General features: G+C 46.1%; 14 protein-coding genes and 1 pseudogene. 8 read left to right on the top strand and 7 right to left on the bottom strand.

What is annotated here, in order from left to right:
- The first annotated feature begins 147 nt into the window (after positions 1-147).
- On the top strand, positions 148-3,909 hold the full coding sequence (locus B5J94_RS10380) for an AAA family ATPase (RefSeq protein WP_062499462.1): 3,762 nt from the start codon (positions 148-150) through the stop codon (positions 3,907-3,909).
- Between the two features lie 360 nt (positions 3,910-4,269).
- Positions 4,270-6,297 (top strand): lytic transglycosylase domain-containing protein, encoded by a 2,028-nt coding sequence (locus B5J94_RS10375; protein WP_062498853.1) that lies wholly within the window; start codon positions 4,270-4,272, stop codon positions 6,295-6,297.
- A 46-nt stretch (positions 6,298-6,343) separates the two neighbouring features.
- On the opposite strand, the gene B5J94_RS10370 is transcribed toward B5J94_RS10375, so the two are convergent.
- The gene (locus tag B5J94_RS10370; protein WP_197035906.1) at positions 6,344-6,694 is read right to left on the bottom strand and encodes a winged helix-turn-helix transcriptional regulator; all 351 of its coding nucleotides are present in this window, start codon (positions 6,692-6,694) and stop codon (positions 6,344-6,346) included.
- A gap of 212 nt (positions 6,695-6,906) precedes the next feature.
- Here B5J94_RS10370 and B5J94_RS10365 point away from each other — a divergent pair.
- The 3 genes and pseudogenes from B5J94_RS10365 to B5J94_RS10355 all read left to right on the top strand — a co-directional run bounded on the left by B5J94_RS10365 (position 6,907) and on the right by B5J94_RS10355 (position 9,469).
- Positions 6,907-7,552 (top strand): annotated as a pseudogene (locus B5J94_RS10365) (NAD(P)-dependent oxidoreductase).
- Between the two features lie 76 nt (positions 7,553-7,628).
- Positions 7,629-8,093: a GNAT family N-acetyltransferase gene (locus B5J94_RS10360; protein ID WP_062498854.1), complete on the top strand. Its 465-nt coding sequence runs from the start codon at positions 7,629-7,631 to the stop codon at positions 8,091-8,093.
- Between the two features lie 389 nt (positions 8,094-8,482).
- Positions 8,483-9,469 (top strand): malate dehydrogenase, encoded by a 987-nt coding sequence (locus tag B5J94_RS10355; RefSeq protein WP_062498855.1) that lies wholly within the window; start codon positions 8,483-8,485, stop codon positions 9,467-9,469.
- 104 nt (positions 9,470-9,573) lie between these two features.
- Here B5J94_RS10355 and B5J94_RS10350 read toward each other — a convergent pair whose 3' ends face one another.
- On the bottom strand, positions 9,574-10,764 hold the full coding sequence (locus B5J94_RS10350; protein WP_062498862.1) for a sugar transporter: 1,191 nt from the start codon (positions 10,762-10,764) through the stop codon (positions 9,574-9,576).
- A gap of 228 nt (positions 10,765-10,992) precedes the next feature.
- Between B5J94_RS10350 and B5J94_RS10345 the strand changes: the two genes are divergently transcribed.
- Both B5J94_RS10345 and B5J94_RS10340 read left to right on the top strand, forming a co-directional pair.
- On the top strand, positions 10,993-12,798 hold the full coding sequence (locus B5J94_RS10345) for an aminopeptidase P family protein (protein WP_062498856.1): 1,806 nt from the start codon (positions 10,993-10,995) through the stop codon (positions 12,796-12,798).
- A gap of 349 nt (positions 12,799-13,147) precedes the next feature.
- On the top strand, positions 13,148-14,641 hold the full coding sequence (locus B5J94_RS10340) for an aminoacyl-histidine dipeptidase (RefSeq protein ID WP_062498857.1): 1,494 nt from the start codon (positions 13,148-13,150) through the stop codon (positions 14,639-14,641).
- An 88-nt stretch (positions 14,642-14,729) separates the two neighbouring features.
- Here the strand turns inward: B5J94_RS10340 and B5J94_RS10335 are convergent, their stop codons facing one another.
- The 4 genes from B5J94_RS10335 to B5J94_RS10320 form a co-directional block, all read right to left on the bottom strand.
- Positions 14,730-15,647, bottom strand: a complete 918-nt coding sequence (locus B5J94_RS10335) for a LysR family transcriptional regulator (protein ID WP_062498858.1) — start codon at positions 15,645-15,647, stop codon at positions 14,730-14,732.
- Between the two features lie 13 nt (positions 15,648-15,660).
- Positions 15,661-18,762, bottom strand: coding sequence for a type I restriction endonuclease subunit R (locus B5J94_RS10330; protein ID WP_062498859.1), 3,102 nt, complete (start codon positions 18,760-18,762; stop codon positions 15,661-15,663).
- Between the two features lie 292 nt (positions 18,763-19,054).
- Positions 19,055-20,281 (bottom strand): restriction endonuclease subunit S, encoded by a 1,227-nt coding sequence (locus B5J94_RS10325; protein WP_062498863.1) that lies wholly within the window; start codon positions 20,279-20,281, stop codon positions 19,055-19,057.
- 5 nt (positions 20,282-20,286) lie between these two features.
- The gene (locus B5J94_RS10320) at positions 20,287-21,831 is read right to left on the bottom strand and encodes a type I restriction-modification system subunit M (RefSeq protein WP_062498860.1); all 1,545 of its coding nucleotides are present in this window, start codon (positions 21,829-21,831) and stop codon (positions 20,287-20,289) included.
- A 220-nt stretch (positions 21,832-22,051) separates the two neighbouring features.
- Here B5J94_RS10320 and B5J94_RS10315 point away from each other — a divergent pair, with 220 nt between their 5' ends.
- Positions 22,052-23,113 (top strand): NADH:flavin oxidoreductase/NADH oxidase, encoded by a 1,062-nt coding sequence (locus tag B5J94_RS10315; protein WP_062498861.1) that lies wholly within the window; start codon positions 22,052-22,054, stop codon positions 23,111-23,113.
- Between the two features lie 58 nt (positions 23,114-23,171).
- Here the strand turns inward: B5J94_RS10315 and B5J94_RS10310 are convergent.
- Positions 23,172-23,847 (bottom strand): DUF559 domain-containing protein (locus B5J94_RS10310; protein ID WP_143821969.1); only part of this gene is annotated, 676 nt, incomplete at its 5' end.

Below are 23,847 nucleotides of genomic sequence, written 5' to 3'. Positions count from 1 at the left end.
TATTATAATAAATATACACAAATTTTTCTAGGGGATTTTTGATGATTTTTATTTTTTTTAAAACAAGCCAAATCAATAAATTAAGTTTTTCATATCTATAAATTTTTGCTAAAATACACCCCTTTACCACATCCAATCCCAATCATCATGCGTCTAAAATCCCTAAAACTCTCAGGTTTTAAATCCTTTGCCAATGCCACAACCTTTACCTTTGGGCACGACATTACCGCCATTGTTGGGCCAAACGGCTGTGGTAAGTCCAACGTGATTGATGCCATACGCTGGGTGCTGGGCGAAACTTCTGCCAAGCAGTTACGTGGTGGGGCGATGAGCGACGTCATCTTTGCAGGCGTGGAGGGGCGAGCGGGCAAATCTTTGGCGAGCGTGGAGCTGACTTTTGAGCATACCCAAGATGAGAGTACAGGCATTCGCCATGCATTGAACCTATACCACGAGCTGACCCTACGCCGTCAAGTGACCAAGGAAGGCAAATCTGATTATTACATCAATGGGCAAAAGGTGCGTCGCCGTGATGTGGTGGACGTGTTTTTGGGGACGGGGCTTGGGGCGAGAAGCTATGCGGTGATTGAGCAGGGCATGATAGGGCGGATTGTTGATTCTACACCCATGCAACTGCGTGAGTTCATCGAAGAGGCGGCGGGTGTGTCACGCTATCAGGCACGCCGAGCCGAGACCGAAAAACAGCTCAATGAAACCAAGGACAATCTGGCACGCCTTAATGACTTACAAGGCGAGCTTAAAAAACAGCACAAAACACTCATCCGCCAAGCCGAATCCGCCAAAAAATACCAAGCCCTAAATGATGAGCTGTTTGAGCTGAATAAAAATGACTTATTAAAACGCATTTTTGAGGCGTGGCAATACCTAGAAACCAAAAAACAAGACAAAGACAAATCCGCCCAAATCCTGCATGAGCTAGAACAAGCGGTGGGTAAAGCCAAAAAAGATCTGGATGTCCACTCAGCCAAACTTGCCGAGGCAAACTGGCTCAAAGATGATGCACGTGACAACTACCATAACGCCCGCATGAAGGAGCAGACGGCAGAGCATAACTATTATAGCCTAAACCAAGAGATTGCCAGTTGCGAAGACAAAATCGCCCGCCTAACCGAGCTCAAAACCCAGTCGGAGGCGAGCATTGTGGAGAACCAAAAAAGCATTGATGAGATTGACAAAGAGCTTGGGCAAATCAGTCCTGATGTGACCGAGGGGGCGTTAAAGCTGACCGCCTTACAAGATGAGCTGACCCAAGCCCAAGGGGCGTTTAACGCCGCCAAACAACAAGTGGGCGAGCTTGCCCAAAAAAAGAGCGAGCTGGAAAACACGCACAAACTGGCAACAGCACAAAAAAATCGCCTACTCATAAGCCACGAGCGAGTCACCAAAAAATACCAAGAACTCATCAATAAGCATGAAAACAAAGAGCAAAACCACGACAAAGAACAGGACGAGATAAAGACGCTGACGAGCAACATCGCCACGCTAAACCTTGCCATAGATGAGCTGTCTGATGATGACGGCAGACAAGTGTTTGATGAAAAAAGTCGGCAAGTCAAAGCATTACAAGATGAGCTGTCTGCACTAGAAAAACGCCATGCGTCCATGATGGGCGAGTATGATACCCTACACAAACTGGTACATAAACCCAAGCACGCCCCGTCCGCCCATGATGACAGTGCAGACAACAGTGGGGTTGATGGTGTGGTCGCTGACACCAAAAGTGGCGTGGATGGTATCGCCATGTCCCAACTGGACTCATTAAAAGACAGCATTAAGCTGACCCGTGATGGCGAAAAACATGCCGATGTGCTGGATAAATTTCTGGACTTTTGGCTGGACGCTCGGGTGATGGGCGATGGGCGTGATTTTTCTTTGTTACCACTCATCAATCATCTGTCAACAGCCACGCACGATGGCAAGCACAGTCATGATGATAAAAAGGATAAGAAAAAAGACGGCAAAAAAGCCAAGCACAAAGGCGATACATCAGGGCTATCTGCCCATGAACGCTTGCCGAGTATGGTGCTGTGTACCGCACCCAATTTTAGGCAAAGTAGCGACAAACTCATTCCGCTCACTGCCTTGATAAAATCGCCCACATTGGCACTGTGGCAGGGCGTGTATCTGCTAGATGTGGATACCCAAACGCTTGATGAGCAGGGCTTTGACGAGCTTGTTACCGCATGGGCGGATGAGCTTGCCCAAGGCGTGCTGATTTTGACAAAGACAGGATGGATTATCGGCTCTTTTGGGGTCATGCACGTCTCTGCTTTGGGGCAGGGCGGACAGGGTCAGGGCATGCTTGCTGAGCGAGCCGAACACGCCAAACACCTAGATGAGCTAGAAGAGAGACTGGGGCAGATAGAGAGTGAGTTAGATGACAAACAGCGGTCGTTAAAGGCGATGATGAGCGAGCTGGATGTCCTAAGAGTGGCACAAGAAGAACGCCACGTCAAGCACAGCAAGCTAACCCACAGTCTACACGAGAGCAGGGCAAAACTGGTCAAACTAGAACATCAGATAAGCCAAGATAAGCTGATATGGGAAAATTTTAACAGCCAAAAGGCAAGCCTTAGCGATGAACTCTCCGAGCTAGATGGCGAGCTTAGACTCATGAATGATGAGATTGGGCGTAGCATGACGGCACTAGATGAGCATTTGCCGATATTGCAAGTTGCCCAAAACACCCTAAATGTGCTGTCGGTGAGCGTGGATGAGTTATCAGGCAAGGTTAGACAGATGACCCAAGACAGGCAGGAGCTGACACTCAAACAGACCACGCTCACCCAAAACAAAGTCCACGTCGCAAGGTTGTTGGAGTTGTCCCATGAGAACGTGGCAAAGGCGGACACCGAGACCAAGGAGCTCATCGCTCAGAGCGTGGCGATGAGTGAGCGACTGCCTGTGTTAGAAGATGCCTTTAAGCAAGCAAAAGCCGAGACCGCTGAGCTAAAAGTGCAAAGCGAAGAGCATGAAGCGGTGGCAAAAACGCTGGTCATCATGCAGGGCAAGCTACAAGAGAATCTGACCGATGCCCATGCCAAGTTTGCTGCCGCACAGGCGAGCATTGCCAATGCTCATGCCGATGTGGCGGTGGGGGAGAGTCGTTTGGCGGATTTGGGTGAGCAGATGCTCGGCATGAATGAGCAGTTTAACCTGCCGTCCACGTTGGCGGATTTTCGGGTGAGTACACCTGTATTTGCCGATAACAGCTCTCGCATTGAGCAGATTAAGGCGGACATTGAGAAGCTAGGGGCGGTCAATCTGGCGGCGGCGGCAGAGCTTGCCGAGCTAGAAGAGCGAGTCTCACCCCTAGATGAGCAGGTGGCAGACATCACAGACAGCATGAAAAAACTCCAAGACGCCATTCGTGCCATTGATGACAAGACCAAACAGCTGTTTTTGGGCATGTTAAAAGCGGTCAATGATGAGATGAATGCGTTGTTTGCCAAGGTGTTTGGTGGTGGGCAGGCAAGCCTAACACTCATCGATGATGAGAGCTTGCCCAAGACGGACAAATGGCGGGCAGGACTGGTGCTAATGGCACAGCCCAAAGGCAAGAAAAACTCACGCCTTGCCGTGCTGTCAGGGGGTGAGAAAACGCTGACCGCTCTAAGTCTGATTTTTGCGATTTTTAAACAGCACCCTGCTCCGTTTTGTGTGCTTGATGAAGTCGATGCCCCCTTGGATGATGCGAACGTGGGGCGGTTTACGAGTCTGATTCATGAGTTGTCAGACAGTGTGCAGTTTGTCTTTATCAGTCATAACAAACTTGCCATGCAAGCGGCACATGAATTAAAGGGCATTACCATGCCCACGGCGGGCATTTCTAGCTTGGTGACGGTCAATTTAGAAGAAGCGGAGAAATATCTAGAACCCCGTGAATGATGAAAAGGGTGTTTGGATGAGTGCGTTGAGTGTTGTTATTGTGGTGTGTATTTTGGGGGTTTTAAAATAAAAAATGGTTGGCATTATTTGTCCGTGTTTTCATTTTCAAAGTTAATCATTTATCATTAGACTTCCTGCAAGACCCCAAATTAAAGAAAACCGTTCGTGGTGAGCCATGCCTGCCCATGACGGTTTTCCTACCCGCAGGCATGGCTCAGGGCGAACGGAAAACCTAGTTTTGCAGGAAGTTTATTAAAAATATCCGCCAAATTTACAACTTTTATACAACTGCCTAAATGAGTTGCAAAATTAATTTGATAAGCTAACCCATCTTTTACCGCCCAAATCATGGAACTCATCATGCACACCAAACACCGCCCATCTGGACGTTTTTTATCTTTATCCACCCTTGTCCTATCTGTCATGGGCGTATCGCTTGTGGCATGTGCCAATGCCAAAGATTATAGCCAAGACGGCAGTGTCTATCAGTTCATGGAAGCCGAACGCCAAAAGTCCGATACCAACGCCATGTATCAGTATGAGCAGAGCATGCAAGGCTCACTGTTTGCCATGTACCCGACCTATTGGCGACTAAGTAGCGACATCACCTATCACGACCCCAGCACCATTAACAGCTTTGTTCAGCAGTACCCCAACCACGTCATCAGCGAAAAACTCGTGGCAGACTATGCCGAAGAAAAGGCACGTCAAGGCGACTATCACAGCGTGCGTGCGGTTATTCCTAACATTCGTAATGCTGACGCGTCCGAAGCATGTGCCATCGCCCTAGGTCATAACGGAGCAAATGACGCCCGTGCCTTGGAGCAAAAAGAGAATGTCTGGCTAAACACCCAAATCAAGCAGTCTTTATGTGACAAGCTCGCCCTAGAAATGGGCAATAACCGCCACATCAATCGCACTGACCGCCACGAACAGCTGATTCGCATGATGAGAATCGATGCCCGTCAGCTGTCATCACGCAATCCGCCCCTTGATAAGAGTGCGGACATCATCAGCCTTGCCCGTCAGCTTAACCTAGCCATCGATTATGGCACGCTTGCCAGTATCCGCTCGAACCCCAACGGCTTTTTTAGTCAGTTTCACGCCATGCCGTTTAGCGAAACCAATCAATACCTATATGTCTATGCCATCAGCCAACTGGCTCATCGTTCATATTGGGAAGCCAGCACTCAGCTAAATTACGACATCAATCAAGACAACGCCCGCCTCCAAAAACTGCTCTCAGACATGGCACGTCGCTATGCGTGGCGGAGCATTGCCGTTAAGCGTATGAACATGAACACCGATGACGGCTTTAATGTCGAAGCGGTGCATTGGTTTAGAAACAGCCTAGGCGAGCCGTTTAACTTTGAAGAAGCCGAAGATTATGCCCAGGCAGGGATTTATTTTGGACAATGGACGGACGTGATTAATGCCATTGGGGCGATGAGTAAGACCAAGGCAGGCGAGAACATCTGGCAGTACTGGCTGGCTCGTGCCTATGAGCAGACGGGCAAGGGCGGACAGGCTCGTCAGATTTACCAAAATCTCACCAAAAATTTAGACTATTATGGTCTGCTTGCTCGTGATAGACTAAATATGCCCCTGACCGCCAATGACATCGGCGGTATCGGTATGCCAAACATCAGTGCTAGAGATACTGCTCGTATCATGCAAAACCCTGATTTTGCTCGTGCCTTTAAGCTTATGGAGAGTGGGGCGAGCATGGAGCACATTCAGCGTGAGTGGAACTGGGCGGTGCGTACCACCACCAACGCAGGCGACCATCAGCTCGTGCTTGCTGCCGCCAAAAAAGCTCATGATATGGGAATTTATAGCCGTAGCATTCACGCCATGGAAAACTCGCCCCTAAGAGCATCAGCGATTAGCCACCCCATGCCTTACCAAAACAGCTTTATGACCCATGCAGGCAGTGCAGGCATTGACCCTGCATGGGCATATGGTATCACTCGCCAAGAGAGCCGTTTTGCTGCCAATGCTCGCTCGGGCGTAGGGGCAGGCGGTCTTATGCAAATCATGCCAAACACCGCCAAGATGATTGCTCGTAAAATCGGCGGTAGTGGTAATTCAAGCGACCCTGACACCAACATCCGCTATGGTACATGGTATCTGTCGGATAAGACTCGTGATTTTAACGGGCAAATCGCCCCTGCCACCGCCGCTTATAATGCTGGCACTAGCCCCGCTCGCAAATGGCTACCCAAGCATGGCACCATCAGTGCTGACCAGTATGTCGAAGCCATTCCCTATGGCGAGACCCGTGAGTATGTCAAGCATGTCATGGAAAACGCCACCATCTATGGCGTGATACTCGGCAGATATACCCCAATTAGCCAACGCATGGGAACAGTATCGCCATCTTGGTAATGGGTGTAAGATAAAAAACCGTCCAATAGGGCGGTTTTTTTGTGGATTAGGCGTTGGGCTGGCTTGCCAAAATATCATTTAAATTGACTTCTAGCCACTCCACCAAATCCGCCACTTTATCGCTTGCCTGTTTGCCCCAGTCGGTAAGCGTATATTCCACATGGGGCGGAACGGTGTCAAAGGACTTGCGAACAAGCATACCGTCCGCTTCTAGCTGTTTTAGGGTTTCAGACAGCATGCGCTCGGACACGCCTTCTATCTCGCGGCGTATCTCGCTAAATCGCTTGGTGCCTGATTGTAGCACAACCAGTACCAAAATCCCCCAACGGCTTGTTAGGTGGTTTAAAATCGCTCGGCTAGGGGCAGGCTTTGGCAAGGACTTTGCCCCTATCGTCATCGTGGTGTTGCATGGGTTTGCCTTTTTTAAATTGGGTTTTAGTGGCGTGTAAATACACCATATATTCACTTAATTTTAAAAAAGTAATAAAATCAATTACTTAAAAACTTTTTTCAAATTATTTTCATACTAACAAAAGTGTAAGTACTTACATAAAATAAATGACTTGCCTATAATACACCTTATCAACCCAACATTCAATCGGAGTTTTTATGAAAAAATTTGCAGTTATCGGTGCTACTGGTCTTGTCGGCGGTGCGGTAGTTAAAGAGCTTGCCGAGCGTGGACATAGTGTTACCGCTTTTGCTCGTAACACATCAAGCCCACAACGTGCAAGCGGTGGCGGTGGACATGAATAGTCCTGATTTTGCTGATAAATTGGTAGGCTTTGATGCGGTGGTCAATGCCTTTAATGTAGGGTGGGAAAACCCTAATATTATCAATGACTTACAAACAGGTCATGCCAATATCCTATCTGCCGTCAAGCGTGCAAATGTGCCTTATGTGCTGGTGGTGGGCGGTGCAGGTAGCCTAAATGTCGCCCCAAATCTGCAACTGGTGGACACGCCCGATTTTCCTGCCGATGTCTATCCTGCGGCGAATGTGGTGCGTGAGCTGCTCGGGGAGCTTCGTACTCGCACGGACGTTAACTGGGCGTTTTTGTCGCCTGCGGTGATGTTTGCTATCAACCCTGTTTCTTTTGAAAAAACAGGCACTTACCGTATCGGACAAGATGACGTGCTGACCAATGCGGACGGCTCACCTGCCGATATTAGCGTGGCGGATTTGGCGGTGGCGATTGCCGATGATATTGAGCAAAAAGCCCATTTACATCAGCGATTTACGGTGGCGAATTGATTTAATGATACTGTTTAAAATACCGTCTGGGCGTGGCTTGGGCGGTGTTTTTTCTAATTTAAATAGAGGTAATGCGATGATAACTATTTTACCCTTAGATGACACCCGTTTATCTCAATTTAAACAACAAATGCAACTTAGCTTTAAAGACACCTATGGCGATGAGTTGCCCGAGCGTCATATCAATGATTCAATGCAAAAGCAAGGGGCGATTGCTTATATGGCGGTGGAAAATGGCGAGATGATTGGCGGTGCAATTGTCGTTATCAATGGCGATAAAGGTGAGCTGGATTTTTTGTATGTCAAAAGTGGCATTCAAAGCAAGGGCGTGGGGCAGACAATCTGGCAATTTATAGAATCGCACCATAAAGCGGTTCGGCTATGGCATTTATTAACGCCTTATTCTGCGGTGCGAAATTTGCATTTTTATATCAATCGCTTGGGCTTTGTGGCAACCGAATTTTATTGTGACAAAAACCCCAATCCGCATTATCCTAAATATGCCCATGATTTGATGTTAAGTTTGCAAAAGCAGGTTTGAGTTAGCATTGACACACCGCCCAAAATTGACTGATGTTGGTTTTGGGTGGTTTTTTTATTGTCTATCACACCAATCTGGGCTAACACAACCCAAACTTTTAAGACAACCCTAAGGCAAATATACAAGCCAAACAATGGTTTGCCAAAGCCTGTGAAAATGGCTTGGAAATCGCTTGTCAATACCGCTAGTCCACACAAGCCCGTCAATGTACGGGTTTTTTATGGTAAATTAACAAAAGCTAATTGGCGGTAATTTGCCCCAAAAAACCTTTGCCAATACCCCAAAAAATATGCTACACTAGGGCGATTTTGCAGTTTTTGAAATGGGTTTCAAAAGGCAAAATTAAGCAAAATTTTTTCCATTTTCAAATTTTATTTTAAGGATAAGTCATGAGCAAACAGCCTGTTCGTGTTGCGGTAACTGGTGCCGCAGGTCAGATTGGTTATAGCCTATTGTTCCGTATTGCCAGCGGTGAGATGCTTGGCAAAGACCAACCTGTGATTTTGCAACTTCTAGAAATCCCTAATGAAAAAGCCCAACAAGCCCTACAAGGCGTTATCATGGAACTTGATGACTGTGCTTTCCCGCTACTGCATGACGTGATTGGCACGGACGACCCAAATGTGGCGTTCAAAGACGCAGATTATGCCCTGCTTGTCGGTGCTCGTCCCCGTGGACCAGGCATGGAGCGTGCTGACCTACTTCAAGAAAACGCCAAAATCTTTACCGTACAAGGCAAAGCCCTAAATGACGTGGCAAGCCGTGATGTTAAAGTATTGGTAGTCGGCAACCCTGCCAACACCAACGCTTACATCGCCATGAAGTCTGCCCCAGACCTACCTGCCAAGAACTTCACCGCCATGCTACGCCTTGACCATAACCGTGCCTTGACTCAGGTTGCCAAAAAGACCGGTAAAGCCGTCAAAGACATCAAAAACCTAACCGTTTGGGGCAATCACAGCCCAACCATGTACGCTGACTACCGTTTTGCAACCATTAACGGCGAATCTGTCAAAGAGATGATTGATGACCAAGAATGGAATGCCAACACGTTCTTGCCAACCGTTGGTAAACGTGGTGCTGCCATCATTGAAGCTCGTGGCTCATCATCGGCGGCCTCTGCTGCCAATGCTGCCATTGACCATATCAGAGACTGGGCATTAGGCTCAAATGGTGAATGGGTAACCATGGGCGTACCGTCTGATGGCTCTTATGGCATCCCAGAGGGTATTGTGTTTGGTTTTCCTGTAACAACCGAAAATGGCGAATACAAAATCGTTCAAGGTTTGGAGATTGACGAGTTTAGTCAAGAGCGTATCAATACCACGCTACGTGAACTGACCGAAGAGCGTGATGCGATTGGTCATTTGTTGTAATTAACTCATGAAGGGTTAATTCATCAAAATTGCCCCATCAAGCAAATATGCACCCCTTGTCTGTCTGATAAGGGGTGTTTTGTTTTTATTAATTGATTAATTGATTAATGTGTCATTTTGATACTCGCCCCATGCACCAATACCGCCAGCAACATCACACCTGCTCCGACATAGCCTATCATGGTCAGTCCTAGGGCTTGATGAGCGATGACCATGCCACCAAGCAACGCCCCGCCACCGATGCCGATGTTATAAATCCCCGAAAACAGACTCATGGCGACGTCCGTGGCGTGTGGGGCGAGTTTTAGGGTGCGAAGTTGTAGCACCAGACTGATGGCGGTCATGCTCACGCCCCACAGCACCGCCAATGCCGTCCACAGCATGACATGACCTGCCAATATCATCATCAGCATGAGACTGACAAGCACGCCAATCATCGCTAGCCACAAAAATCCCTGCTCAAAACGCTCATAATACCGCCCAAACAGCACACTCGCCACAATCCCTGCCAAGCCAAAGATGAGCAGTACTGCCGTGGCGTAGGTCGGGCTAAACGCATTAATGTGCAACACAAACGGCTCGATATAACTATAAGCGGTAAAATGTGCCGTGACGGCTAGGGCGATCATGAGATAAACAGCGATAAGGGGTTTGTTTTTGGCGATGAGTGTCAGGCTCGATAAGTCGCCCACGTTGCGACTGGGTAGTTTTGGCAAAATGTACCATAGCACCATCATGGCAATAAAAGCAATCGCCCCAATCGCCCCAAAAGTCGTCCGCCAGCCCAGATACTGTCCCAATATCCGCCCAAGCGGTAATCCCAACACAGTCGCCAATGCCGAACCTGTGGCGAGCATGCCTAGGGCGGTAGTTTGTTTGCCTTTGGGGGCGACACGGACAACAAGGCTTGCCGTGATAGACCAAAACACCGCATGAGCCAGTGCTACGCCTGCCCGAGCGATGAGTAGTACGGCAAAGCTACTGGCAAGTACGGTCATGATGTGACTGATGATAAAGATGATGAATAAGCCCATGAGCAGTTTTTTGCGTTCTATTTTGGCGGTTAGGAGCATGGCGGGTAAGGATAGGCACGCCACAATCCATGCATACACGGTCATCATCACGCCCACTTCATGAGCAGGCATGCCAAAACTTGCCCCAATGTCAGAGAGTAGGGCGACAGGGATAAACTCGGTGGTGTTAAAGATAAAGGCGGATAGGGCTAGGGCGACGACACGCAAGGTGCGAATGCGGTTGGCGTGGGCAGAGAAGTCGTGTTGGGGGATGTGGGTCATGGATAAAAAGGCGTATTTTAACATAAAATATTTCATTCTCAACTTAAAATGGTAACTTGTTGATTGTTTGATAACTATTTTTTTGGAGTTGTGGGGGTAAATTGCAATTTTCCTGTGATAAATCAATTGCTTATATAAAGTTGAGAGTGGGGCATAAAATACTAAAATGTTGTATCAAAAATGGCTTGGGTGTAAAATAGGCGTTTATAGTATTATCAAGGAAAAACCATGACCGACTTTCACAAAACCCCGTCCGATGTCCGCCACGCCCGAGTGCTTGCTGTGCGTGCGATGCTTGCCGAGCGTGGACTGTCCGCCCTTATCATACCGTCTGCTGACCCACACATGTCCGAGTATTTGCCTGTGTATTGGCAAGGTCGGGCGTGGTTGTCTGGCTTTACAGGGTCAGTTGGGACATTGGTTATTACGCAGGATTTTGCAGGGGTGTGGACAGACAGTCGTTATTGGGTGCAAGCCCCCATAGAGCTTGACGGCACGGGCATTGAGCTACAAAAAATGGAGCAGGCTCGCCCCACTTATGCCAAGTTTTTGGCGGACAACCTACTCCAAGGGGCAAAAGTGGCGATAGACGGGGCGGTGTTGTCTGTGGCGGAGTTTGACAGTCTAAGCCAAGCCTTTGCCGAGCGTGGCATACAACTTGTCATTGATGCCGATGTTTTAGGGCAGATTTGGCAAGACCGCCCGAGCCTACCCAACGCTCCGATTTATGTGCATGATGAAGTGTTTGTGGATACGAGTGCCAAACAAAAACTTGCCCAAGTGCGTGAGGTTATGACCCAAAAAGGGGCGACTCATCATCTCATCAGTAGCCTTGATGACATTGCGTGGCTTACCAATTTGCGTGGGGCGGATGTGAATTTTAACCCTGTGTTTTTATCGCATTTACTCATCACAACCGACACGGCTACTTTATTTGTCCATGATGATAAGCTCACAGATACCGCCAAATCTGCCCTAGATGCAGCAGGCATTGACGTGGCTCATTATGACAGCGTGGCACAAAGTTTAGATGATGTGGATGCTCTGCTGTTTGACCCTGCCAAAGTAGCGGTTGGTACGCTTGCCCATCTGCCACAATCTGCCACACTCACAAAAGCGCTCAATCCTAGCACCATCTTAAAAGCCATAAAGTCTGATAAAGAGCTAAATCATGTGCGTGAAGCCATGCGTCAAGATGGTGTAGCGTTGTGCGAGTTTTTTGCCAATCTAGAAGATAAACTTGCCCAAGGTGAGCGTGTGTCTGAGCTTGACATTGATGTCATGTTAGAGCATGCCAGAGGTCGTCAGCCTAACCATGTTTCGGCAAGTTTTGATACGATTGCAGGATTTCGGAGCAATGGGGCGATTGTGCATTATCGGGCGACAGATGAGCGTTTTGCGTATTTGGACGGGGACGGCTTACTACTCATTGACTCAGGAGCTCAGTACAAAAACGGCACGACTGACATTACTCGCATGGCAGGCGTGGGGCAGATTAGCGATGACGAAAAGCGTGATGTTACCTATGTGTTAAAGGCTCATATCGCCCTAGCGACCGCCCATTTTCCCAAAGACATACCGTCCATGCAACTAGACGTATTGGCTCGCAACCAACTGTGGCAACAGGGGCTAGACTATAGGCATGGGACGGGGCATGGCGTGGGTTATTTTTTAAACGTCCACGAAGGCCCGCAGGTCATCTCACGCACCGCCCCCGTGACAAGTGAGCGTATCATGAGCGAAGGCATGATAACCAGTAACGAGCCGGGGCTGTACCGTGAAGGCAAATGGGGTGTACGCCTTGAAAATCTGGTGGTGGCGGTCAAGGCACACCAGAGCGAGTTTGGCGAGTTTTTAAAATTTGAAGATTTGACCTTATGCCCATTTGATACCCGTCTGATATTGCCACATCTTTTGACCGAACAAGAAAAACACTGGCTGAATGACTATCACAAACGTGTCCATGATGAGCTTATCGGGCGTGTGGACGGGCAGGCAAAAGCGTGGCTTGTTGAGCGGACGCAGGCGGTGTAAGTTTTTGCTCATCAAATATTTTTTGGTATTGTTCAATAAAAATACATTTTAAAATTTGAACGTGTAGGGGTAATTTATTCGCCCAAAAATCAATACTTTATCACAGGGTAAATTGCACTTCGCCCCTGCAAATCTGCCCAAAGGTATAGTTGCACCCAACGAATTTGATATTTACCACAGGCTTTGTAGGGACGTGCTGAGCACGTCTTTTGACAACACACCAATTTTTAGGGGCGTGCACAGCACACCCCTACATCCAAACATCATTGCATTTTTGGTAATTTTAAAGTTTCTTGGGTATAATTAACAATACCATTTTTTCAAACACTAACTCAAAAAGGAAAACCCCATGCTAAACCAAAACGCCCTAAACCATAACCTATCTGTCGTCCAAGACCTTGCCCCGAGCGAACTATGGCAGTGGTTTGCTAAGATTTGTAGTATTCCGCACCCGTCTTATCACGAAGAAGCGATAGCAAGCCACATTGTGGTGTGGGCAAGCTCTCACAGGCTTACCGTGTGGCGTGATGAGATTGGCAACGTCATCATCAAAAAGCCTGCCACGGTCGGCATGGAAAACCGCACGCCCATTGCTTTGCAAGCCCATTTGGACATGGTACCCCAAGCCAACACCAACACGAGCCACGACTTTACCAAAGACCCTATCATCATGCGATTTAGTGATGATAAGGCGTGGATAAAGGCGACTGATACCACGTTGGGGGCGGATAACGGCATTGGCATGGCGAGCTGTTTAGCGGTGCTAAGCGATGAGACGGTGGCTCACCCCGACATTGAGGTGCTACTGACCATGACCGAAGAGACGGGCATGGTGGGAGCGATGGGCTTACAAGCAGGCGTGCTGACCGCCCCAATCATGGTCAATACCGACACCGAGGAGATAGGCGAGATTTATGTGGGCTGTGCAGGGGGTGTGGATGCTGATTTGGCGTTGCCTGTAAGCCATGTGGATAACGACTATGACAGTGCGATGAGTTTGACCATCAAGGGTTTAAAGGGTGGGCATTCGGGCGTGGACATTCACAAAAACCGTGCAAACGCCATCAAACTTTTGGGGCGAGTGTTGGCGATGTTATCACGAACGTGTGATTTTAAAGTTGCTGACATCAAAGGCGGTTCGCTAAGAAATGCCATTGCCCGAGAGAGTACGGCACTGCTTGTGATGGATGAAGCGAACAAAGAGCAGTTTTTGGCGACTTTATCTAGCATTATCAAAGACATAGAGAGCGAAATCGGCACGGCAGAACCCAAATTGTCTATCACGGCACAAGACACCGAGCGACCCGATACAGTCATAAAAAACAGCCAAACCGTGATAAATCTCATCAACGTATTACCGTCTGGCGTGGTGCGATACAGCGACAACATCGCTGACGTGGTGGAGACATCGCTGTCGTTTGGGGTGATTGGTGTGGCAAATGGTGAACTTGTGGCGACCTTGCTTGTCCGCTCCTTGACCCAAGTCGGCAAACAAGGTGTGTTAAGCACCTTGCAAAGCGTGGCGGATTTGGTGGGGGCAAAAGCGGTATTTGACGGCGACTATGTGGGGTGGAACTATGACCCGAGCTCTGTCATTACGCCCATAACCGCCCGTTTGTATGCTGATATTTTGGGACATGAACCCAGAATCAAAGTCATTCATGCAGGGCTAGAATGTGGATTGATTAAGAAAAATTATCCTGACATGGACATCGTCTCCATAGGCCCTACAATCATCAATGCTCACTCACCCGATGAAGCGGTGAATGTGGCGAGCGTGGCGGTATATTGGCAACTTTTGACGGATATTTTAAAGAATTCACCCATCAAAGAACAGGGGTGAAAAAATAAGAGTGGGCAGGGTGATTGTCCTGATTTGGTTGGGTTTTTTCATGCAAATGCAAATGCCAAAGGCAAAAAAGTATTCTATCTTATGACTGACTGACCCCTTTATCCGATTTCATCACATCAAGCACAATGCTCCTAAGCCAGCGATGAGCCATGTCGTGTTCGGTGCGTTCGTGCCATGTCATCGTGATGGTAAAACCGTCAATGCTGATGGGCGGATTTTGTAGGCGGACGTTTGGCAGGGTTTGGGCAAGATGTTTGGGCAACACCGCCACCAAATCCGAATCGTTCAAAAGCTGTGGCAACAACGAAATGTGATTGACCGACACCATCACTTTGCGTTTTCGCCCCAACTTTTGTAAGGCAATGTCAGTAGCTCCACGAAACTCACCGCCATTGTATGACAGCATGGCAAAAGGCAATTCACAAAACTCATCAAGCGTCAAAGCGGTGTTTGCCATGGGATGCTTTTTGCTCATCGCACAGACGTAGCTTTCTTCATACAGCAGGGTTTGGGGCATATCGTCCGTGATGTGGTGTCGCCCAACCAGTGCCAAATCAATGGCGTTTTTATCAAACAAAGTCTTGATGTTTTGCCCTTGCACAGGCAATAAAGCAACTTTGACATTCGGAGCAAGCCGTCTTAGCCTTAAAATCAAGGGCAAAGCGATGATTTGTTGCACATAATCCATCGCCCCAATGCGTAAGGTCATGGACAAATTGGCAGGTTCTAGTTTGGGCGGGGCGAGCATGGAATTTACGTCCTGCAAGACACGCCGAGCGACATGCCCAAGCTCAATCGCCCTATCTGTGGGTTGCATGCCGTGCTGAACCCGCACAAATAACGGGTCATTAAAACTCTCTCGCAGGCGATTTAAAATACCGCTCATCGCAGGTTGGGTGATGGACAGTCGCTGTGCTGAACGGCTGACATTGCACTCATCTAAGAGCACAACAAAGGCTTTTAATAGGTTTAGGTCTAGGGTTCGGATATCGGTCATTTTTATTGCTCAATTATAATTTTCCGCCAATGCCCTTAAATTTTTCCACAAAATCGGCGATTTTTTGGAAGATGTTTTGTTTGGCGGTCAGATAATTGGGGTTGAGCGGACTCATTTTTGGCAATATTGCATTCAAATCCGTGCCGTTTTCGCTGGCGTATTCACGTTTTAGTGATGTCATGAGATAGCGTTTGGTGGCATCGGCATTTAACTTGTTTTCGGCGATTAGGCTTTTAGCTTCCTGTAATTGCTCTTTTTGGGCGAATTGATAAAATTCTTCTAAAATACTGGGCTTGTCATGAATGGTGTCCAAATCGGTTTTGTTGATAAAATCAACCACCAAGCCTTCTTTGGCACGGTTGCTGATGCTCGCCCGAATGGTACGGCGAATCTCTTCTACCAGTGCGTTTTTGTCTTTGATTTTTTTGTTGTGTTCAAAAATCAGCTCCAAAATATAATCCAAATTAATCTCTTGTGATTTTAATAAATCCACTTCAAAAACCACATCGCCCCAATCAATTTGGCTTTGGTTTTGTTGCTCAGACTCTTTTTGCTGACGTCGCCAATCACGAATGTCGTTGTAAGTAGAACGGTAATCCTGCACCATTCTTTCAGGCAATATTGGTGTGTTTTGTATGGCGACAAAATTCTCATCGCTCAAATGAAACTTTTCTTTAAACTCGGCTACTGCCGTTTCATCATCAAGATTGACCGTTTGTAGTTGTTTTAATGCGGTAAATTCATCGTAGTTTTGTAAGATGTTCTCCACACGCAGATATTCGCCAAACAGCTTGGCAAATTCTTTTTTGTCCGTTTCGGTAACGATGTTATCAGGGACGGGGAAACGCTTGTTTAACTCTTGCACCACTTCCACATAACCACGCCGTGCCTCGCCTGTCTGCTGGTCGGTGTAGCCGTCCATGTACTCATCATAGCTTTTTTCTAGCACCACATTTTTGGTGTTTTTGTCGCCAAATAGGGTAATGGCATCGATGGTTGCCTGCTCCAAATCACGGAAAGTTACAATGTTGCCAAAGGATTTGGTGGCATCATAAATGCGATTGGTGCGTGAAAATGCTTGCATCAAGCCATGATAACGCAAGTTTTTATCCACGAATAAGGTGTTCAATCTGGGGGCGTCAAACCCCGTCAAAAACATACCGACCACAATCAATAAATCCACTTCCTGATTTTTGACCCGTTTGGCTAAATCCCGATAATAATTTTGAAATTCTCGGCTGTCGGTGCTGTAATTGCTTTCAAAAAGCTTATTGTAATCAGCCATCGCCATGTCCAAAAACTCTTTGGCACTGCTTTGCATGGCTGTCGGCTCAAAGCTCTCATCTTCAATCTCACCAATGGCATCTTGTGCTTCATTGGTGCTAAATGAGAAAATGGTCGCCACTTTGAGCGGTTTTTCACGCCCTTTTTGCAATTCTTTAAACGCTTCATAATAAGCTTTGGCAGCGTCCACGCTACTGACCGCAAACATGGCATTAAAGCCCTTACCGCCTGCATTTAGGCGGTGGGTTTTGTGTTTGAAATTATCCAAAATATACTGTGTGATTTCACGGATTCGCTCGGGGTGCAAAAGGGCTTGTTTGGTCTCAAAAGCGGATAATTTGTCCAAATCCTGCTCTTTTTCTAGGGTTTTAAATTGTGGGCGGACATCGTTATAATCCACTTTGAATTTAAGCACCTTTTCATCACGAATCGCATCGGTAATGACATAAGAATGCAATTCTCGCCCAAACACCGAAGCGGTCGTTTCTGCTCCAAGTGCGTTTTGGCTAAAAATCGGCGTCCCAGTAAAACCAAATTGGCAGAATTTTTTGAATTTTTTATTTAAATTCTTTTGGGCTTCGCCAAATTGTGAGCGGTGGCATTCATCAAAAATAAACACCACTTGTTTTTGATAAATCGGCAAATTGTCTTCTGCTTTCATCAAATTATTGAGTTTTTGAATGGTGGTTACGATGATTTTGTTGTCGTCTTTTTCTAAATTGCGTTTTAGCCCTGCGGTGCTTTCTGAACCATTGACACTATCAGGCGAAAAACGCTGATATTCTTTCATCGTTTGATAGTCCAAGTCTTTTCTATCCACCACAAAAAAGACTTTGTCAATGAAGTCAAGTTCGGTGGCAAGGCGTGCAGCCTTAAAACTGGTTAAGGTTTTGCCACTACCTGTGGTGTGCCAAATAAATCCACCGCTCTCGGTATTGCTCCAATTTTTGTTTTGTGCTGAGCTTTTGATTTTCCACAAAATCCGCTCCGCCGCCGCAATCTGATAAGGTCGCATAATCAGTAGCGTGTCGCTGACATCAAAAACCGAATAATGAAGCAGTACACGAAGCACAGTATCTTTTTGGAAAAATGTGGCGGTAAAATCCTTTAAATCCTTAATGGGGTTGTTGTCAGACCTTGCCCAATTCATCGTAAAATCAAAGCTGTTTTTATCACGTTTGGTGGTATTGGCAAAATAGCGGGTATCTGTGCCGTTGCTAATCACAAAAATCTGCAAATATTTAAATAAAGAATGCTCAGCGTTAAAGCTTTCTTTGCTATAACGATGTACTTGGTTGAAGGCTTCACGAATGGCAATACCACGCTTTTTTAGCTCAATGTGAATGAGTGGCAAACCATTGACCAAAATCGTAACATCATAGCGGTTGGCGTGCGTGCCTGTTTGTTCAAACTGGCTGATGATTTGTAGATGATTGCGTGAGATGTTCTTTTTGTCCAGCAAATAAATGTTTTGGATATGTCCGTCATCAAACACAAAATCATAAATATGATTATCATGAATTTTGCGGGTTTTTTCGGTGATGTTATCAGACGGCACGTCCAAATATTCCACCAAAAACCGCTCCCACTCTTTATCCGAAAATGCCATATGATTGAGCTTTTGTAATTGCTCACGCACATTTGCCATGAGTTTGGCTTGGCTGTTTAAATCGGGGCGGTGTTCGTAGCCTTGGCGGATTAAATCTTCAATCAGCTCTTTTTCCAAATCGGCTTCGGTTTGGTAGCTTGCACCGTTTTGAATGATTTTTTCGTATTTGTCTAAAACGATAAAGTGATTGGTTTCGGCGATTGGGGTGGTTTGGGTGGTCATTGTTTTTCCTTGGGTATTTTATGATTTATTTTATGGCAATCACTTTATGGCAATCACATTATTTAACAACATACCACGATATCAATGAATGGTTTGACTGAAATAATCTGATATCTATTGGCTTGATTATTATTGGCTTGACAAGACTTGACAATCTAAGCATATTTGGCTACAACAGCACCTAACAACTCCCCTAGTTTTGCCAATCCAAGCGGTTGGGGTTCAAGACTAGGGGCTTTCTTTTGCTTGTCATTTTGGCATTTGCCAAAGTTCCCAAGCGTTGGGTCAGGGCTTAGACCCCATCACCTGCATCAAAATCCAACAACAGCTCCCGATAATACTCATACTGCTTTTGGCGTAACTGTATTTCTTTGGGCAGACCTTCGCTGATGGAACTGACCAGCGTGTCAAATGTGTCCAAAATGGCAACGATTTGACTTTGAACGGATAGGGGTGGGATTGGGATTTTAAGTTTTGCCATATCATTTGTAGAGACATCAATAACCTTTGTACCTTTGGCATATTTTCTTTTTTGTGTGGCAAAATTATCAGTTTGGGTAAAATAAGCAAAATACTTACCCAAAATGATTTGTTTATTGGGTTTAAAAATAGTCGCATGCCCACCTGTTACCGCTTGCTCTTTACCCAAATATACCAATGATTTGCCAACATCGGCTAAATTTTCGCTTGTATTGGTAATGACAACATCGCCTGTATCCACTTTTCTTAATCTTTTGGCTAATTCTGTTGAAACAAAAGAAAGTGTTTTTTCTGTACTTAGTCCGTAGCGTGTATAAATTTGCCCATAATGAATTGCAGGCACGCCATCATCTGTTAAATCTTTTTTGGTCAAGCCATTACCACGAATAAGCTCGCCCACTTCCCCCAAAGTCTTCCACTCAAACCCCACTTTTGCCAATTCATGTTCTGATAATAAAAAATCCCGATAGTATTGATATTGCTTTTGTCTCATGCTAAGCTCGGCGGTCAGCTCGGCGGTCAGCTCGGTAAATGTGTCTAAAATCTGCACGATTTGACTTTGAACGGATAGGGGCGGGATTGGGATTTGAAATTGTTTAATTAACCCATCTGAAATGGCAGGGTATGCCGTTCCACTTTGTTTATCTTGTAGATAAATTTTAAATTCATTTATTTGTAAATTGTAATAAATCCATTTGGGTAAAACTTCGTTTTGATTTGCCCTTAAAATACAATAACCTGTACTGGCAATTTGCCCATCAAGATTTGGCGGAATTAAGGCAGACCTCATTTGAGTTGGGCGAGTGGTGGCAAAAATAACATCATCTTTTTTAATAATTTTTTGGGCTCTACTTGGTGCATTTTTTGATGTAATTTCCAAAGTTTCACCAATATTATTGTTATCTTTATCAACAGAACTTAAATCAATATATCGGTAAGATAAATCGCTTTCATGCCATTTGATGTTATTTGTTGGTAAAACTACTTCCCCCAAAGTTCGCCACTCTACCGCTTGCCCTTGTAATAATTTTTTTATCATCACATTCATGCCCCAATCTGCCTAACAATTGCATCTATCTGAGCACGCAACTCATCAATCTTGGCAACGGTGGTTTTGATTTCGCTATTAAGTACATCAATATCAATCACCTCTCTGGTGTCTTTGGCCTCCACATAACTGCTGACCGCCAAATTATAATCGCTCGCTTTGATAGTGTCATAATCCACCGTCGCCACTTGATGGGGGACATCGGTCTTGTTGGCAAACAGCGTTAAAATCTGGTTGATATGCTCATCGGTCAGTATGTTGTTGTTGGTTTCTTTTTTAAAAATATCACTGGCATCAATAAACTGGGTTTTGTTATCGTGTTTGCTTTTACTAAGTACCAAAATATTGACCGCAATCGATGTCCCAAAAAATAAATTGGGGGCAAGAGCGATGACAGATTCCACAAAGTTATTATCTATCAGATATTGGCGTATTTTGGCTTCTGCCCCACCACGGTAAAAAATCCCTGGAAAGGTAACAATCGCCGCACGCCCTTTGGCAGACAGATAATGCAAAGTATGCAAAATAAAGGCAAAATCCGCCTTGGATTTTGGGGCAAGCACACCAGCTGGGGCAAAGCGGTCATCATTAATCAAAGTGGGGTCATCAGAGCCTATCCATTTGATGGAATAAGGCGGATTTGAGACGATGGCATCAAAGGGTTTTTCGTCGTTAAGTTTTGGTTCGGTTAAGGTGTCGCCCAGCTCAATATGAAAGTTGTTGTAATTGACATTGTGCAAAAACATGTTCATACGGGCTAAGTTATAAGTGGTGTGGTTAATCTCTTGCCCAAAAAAACCCTCATCGATGAGATGTTCATCAAAGTGTTTTTTGGCTTGTAGCAGCAGCGAACCTGAACCACAAGCAGGGTCATAGATTTTATTGACTGTTTTTTGACCATATAGGGCTAATTGGGCGATTAATTTGGAGACACTTTGCGGGGTGAAAAATTCACCGCCTGATTTGCCTGCGTTGGCGGCATAGTTTGAAATTAAAAATTCATAGGCATCGCCAAATAGGTCAATTTGATTGTCGCTAAAACGACCAAAATCAAGCTCTGATACGCCTTTTAGTACGGCGGCTAGGCGTTTGTTTTTATCGGCGACGGTGTTGCCCAGACGGTTGGATGTGGTGTCAAAATCAGCAAATAAGCCTTTGATGTCATGTTCAGATGGGTAGCCGTTGGCAGATGCTTCAATGGCGGTAAAAATCTCTTTTAGCTGTGTATTTAGATTGTCGTTATTGTGGGCATTTTTGGCGACATTGGCAAATAACTGGCTTGGGTAGATAAAGTAGCCTTTGGCTTTGATGGTGTCGTCTTTGATGGCGTCTAAAAGGGGGCTGTTGTCATCAAATTGTGCATAATTGACGCTGTCATCTCCTGCTTCAATATAATCAGCAAAATTCTCACTGATAAAGCGATAAAACAACGCCCCCAAAACATACTGCTTAAAATCCCAACCATCTACCGACCCTCTGACATCGTTGGCGATTTGCCAGATGCGGCGGTGTAGTTCGGCTCGTTGTTGTTGGCTTGTCATAGGGTATCCTTGTCAATGGTGTATGGCGTCAATGGTGTATGGCAGGGCGATAAATGGGTCGCAGGTATCGTCAAATATAATATCGGTATATCATAATAATCAATTTGAAATGATAACACATTTTTTTTAAAATATCAGCATCTAAAATTTAGTATCAAAATAACTTAGTATAAGTAACTTAGCATCTAAAACAATTAGCATCTAAAACAATAGGACAATCATGGCAACATTTCGCAAAATCCTAAACCCCATCAGCCTAAAAAACCTTGAACTAAAAAACCGCATTGTCATGCCCCCAATGTGCCAATATTCTGCCACGGACGGTGTGCCAAATGACTGGCATTTGCTCCATTACACCAGCCGAGCGGTGGGCGGTGTGGGCTTGATTATTGTTGAGATGACCAATGTCGCTGCCAATGGTCGCATTACGGCGAACTGTTTGGGGCTTTGGAATGATGAGCAAGAACAAGCGTTTAAAAAATTGGTGGACAGCGTGCATGCACAAGGGGCGAAAATTGGCATTCAAATCGCCCATGCAGGTCGTAAAGCCCAAGATGAGCCAAATGCCGTTGCCCCGTCTGCCATTCATTATGGTGAGCTTGACTATGCTGGGCAAAATCTCATCACCCCAAGGCAGCTGAGCGTTGACGAGATAAAAGCATTGGTACAAGCATTTGCCGACTCTGTCAAAAGAGCGGTGGACGCAGGGTTTGATACGATTGAGATTCACGCCGCCCACGGTTATTTGATTCATCAATTCTACTCGCCCAAATCCAATCAGCGTACGGACGAATACGGTCAAGACAAAATGCTATTTGGCGAACAAATCATTCAGGCTGCTCGTAAAGTGATGCCGTCTGAAATGTCCCTAATTGTGCGAATTTCCGCCCAAGAATATGGCGAAAACGGCTTTGATAGCGATTATGGCGTACAAGTCGCCAAACGTTTCTCGGACGCAGGGGCGGACGTGTTTGACGTAAGCGGTGGCGGAGATGGCGTGCTGTGTGCAGGCAAGCACCCCGAATTTTTTGCAGGCTATCAAGCGGAGCTGGCTCGTAAGGTCAAACACGCAACAGGCAAACCTGTGATTGCGGTGGGTATGCTTGACAACCCTGCCGTGGCTGACCATGTGCTTGGTGTGGGCGATGCCGATTTGGTGGCGGTCGGTCGTGGGCTGTTGCGAGACCCGTATTGGGTGCTGAACGCCCAATATCAGCAAAATGGGGCGGACAGTAGCGAAATGCAGTTTGTGCCAAGACAGTATCAGCGTGGGTTTATGTGATTTTTTTCAGGCTGTCTGATAAATGATTTCAGGCAGCCTGAAAATTTCCGACTCCATTTTATTGTGTAGTCAAAGCATTCAAACGATTTAAAATCGGTTGCAATGCCGCTTGTGGATTTCTAAACCAATCCGTTGACCAAATTCGCTGAATCTCCCAGCCTAAATTTTCCAAAATTTCTTGGCGTAATCTATCGCGGTCGCGTGCGGATTTGGACGAATGATAAGTCGCCCCATCGCATTCAATGCCCAATAAAAATTGCCCTTGACTGCCCAATTTTGGGTTACGCACCGCAATATCAATGAAAAAACCATTCACACCCACTTGCGGTTCACATTGATAACCGTGCTGTTCCAATGCCCTTATAACCGCAATTTCAAAATCACTATCAGGGGCTTTGCCTGTCAAAATGCCTTGCGTTCCCAAACGCCCTGTTTCGCAATAATGCAAAAATGCTTGCAATGACCGCACTCCTTTGGCACTTTCACTACCGATTAACACATCGCTTGAACCCATAGACGAAAAAATGTGCATACGCTTTTTGGCACGCGTAAACAACACATTTAGGCGTCGCCAACCACCACTGCTGTTAATTGGACCAAAACGCTGATAAACCCTGCCACCAATAGTTTCTGGACCATAGGTCATTGAAATCAAAATCACATCTCGTTCATCGCCTTGAACATTTTCCAGATTTTTAATGAAAACAGGGTCGGTTTGAACCGCACCCCAAAAG

Origin of the sequence: Moraxella lacunata, from assembly GCF_002027545.1 — a bacterium.
GTDB classification, from domain to species: Bacteria; Pseudomonadota; Gammaproteobacteria; order Pseudomonadales; family Moraxellaceae; genus Moraxella; species Moraxella lacunata.
This window is presented reverse-complemented; position numbering and strand designations above follow the sequence as displayed.

What these genes read in the sequence shown, in the direction of transcription:
- B5J94_RS10325 (WP_062498863.1), bottom strand. Translation starts at nt 20,281, where the DNA reads ATGATAAAAAAATTATTACAAGGGCAAGCGGTAGAGTGGCGAACTTTG.
- B5J94_RS10330 (WP_062498859.1), bottom strand. Translation starts at nt 18,762, where the DNA reads ATGACCACCCAAACCACCCCAATCGCCGAAACCAATCACTTTATCGTT.
- B5J94_RS10320 (WP_062498860.1), bottom strand. Translation starts at nt 21,831, where the DNA reads ATGACAAGCCAACAACAACGAGCCGAACTACACCGCCGCATCTGGCAA.
- B5J94_RS10375 (WP_062498853.1), top strand. Translation starts at nt 4,270, where the DNA reads ATGCACACCAAACACCGCCCATCTGGACGTTTTTTATCTTTATCCACC.
- B5J94_RS10360 (WP_062498854.1), top strand. Translation starts at nt 7,629, where the DNA reads ATGATAACTATTTTACCCTTAGATGACACCCGTTTATCTCAATTTAAA.
- B5J94_RS10350 (WP_062498862.1), bottom strand. Translation starts at nt 10,764, where the DNA reads ATGACCCACATCCCCCAACACGACTTCTCTGCCCACGCCAACCGCATT.
- B5J94_RS10315 (WP_062498861.1), top strand. Translation starts at nt 22,052, where the DNA reads ATGGCAACATTTCGCAAAATCCTAAACCCCATCAGCCTAAAAAACCTT.
- B5J94_RS10370 (WP_197035906.1), bottom strand. Translation starts at nt 6,694, where the DNA reads ATGACGATAGGGGCAAAGTCCTTGCCAAAGCCTGCCCCTAGCCGAGCG.
- B5J94_RS10340 (WP_062498857.1), top strand. Translation starts at nt 13,148, where the DNA reads ATGCTAAACCAAAACGCCCTAAACCATAACCTATCTGTCGTCCAAGAC.
- B5J94_RS10345 (WP_062498856.1), top strand. Translation starts at nt 10,993, where the DNA reads ATGACCGACTTTCACAAAACCCCGTCCGATGTCCGCCACGCCCGAGTG.
- B5J94_RS10335 (WP_062498858.1), bottom strand. Translation starts at nt 15,647, where the DNA reads ATGACCGATATCCGAACCCTAGACCTAAACCTATTAAAAGCCTTTGTT.
- B5J94_RS10355 (WP_062498855.1), top strand. Translation starts at nt 8,483, where the DNA reads ATGAGCAAACAGCCTGTTCGTGTTGCGGTAACTGGTGCCGCAGGTCAG.
- B5J94_RS10380 (WP_062499462.1), top strand. Translation starts at nt 148, where the DNA reads ATGCGTCTAAAATCCCTAAAACTCTCAGGTTTTAAATCCTTTGCCAAT.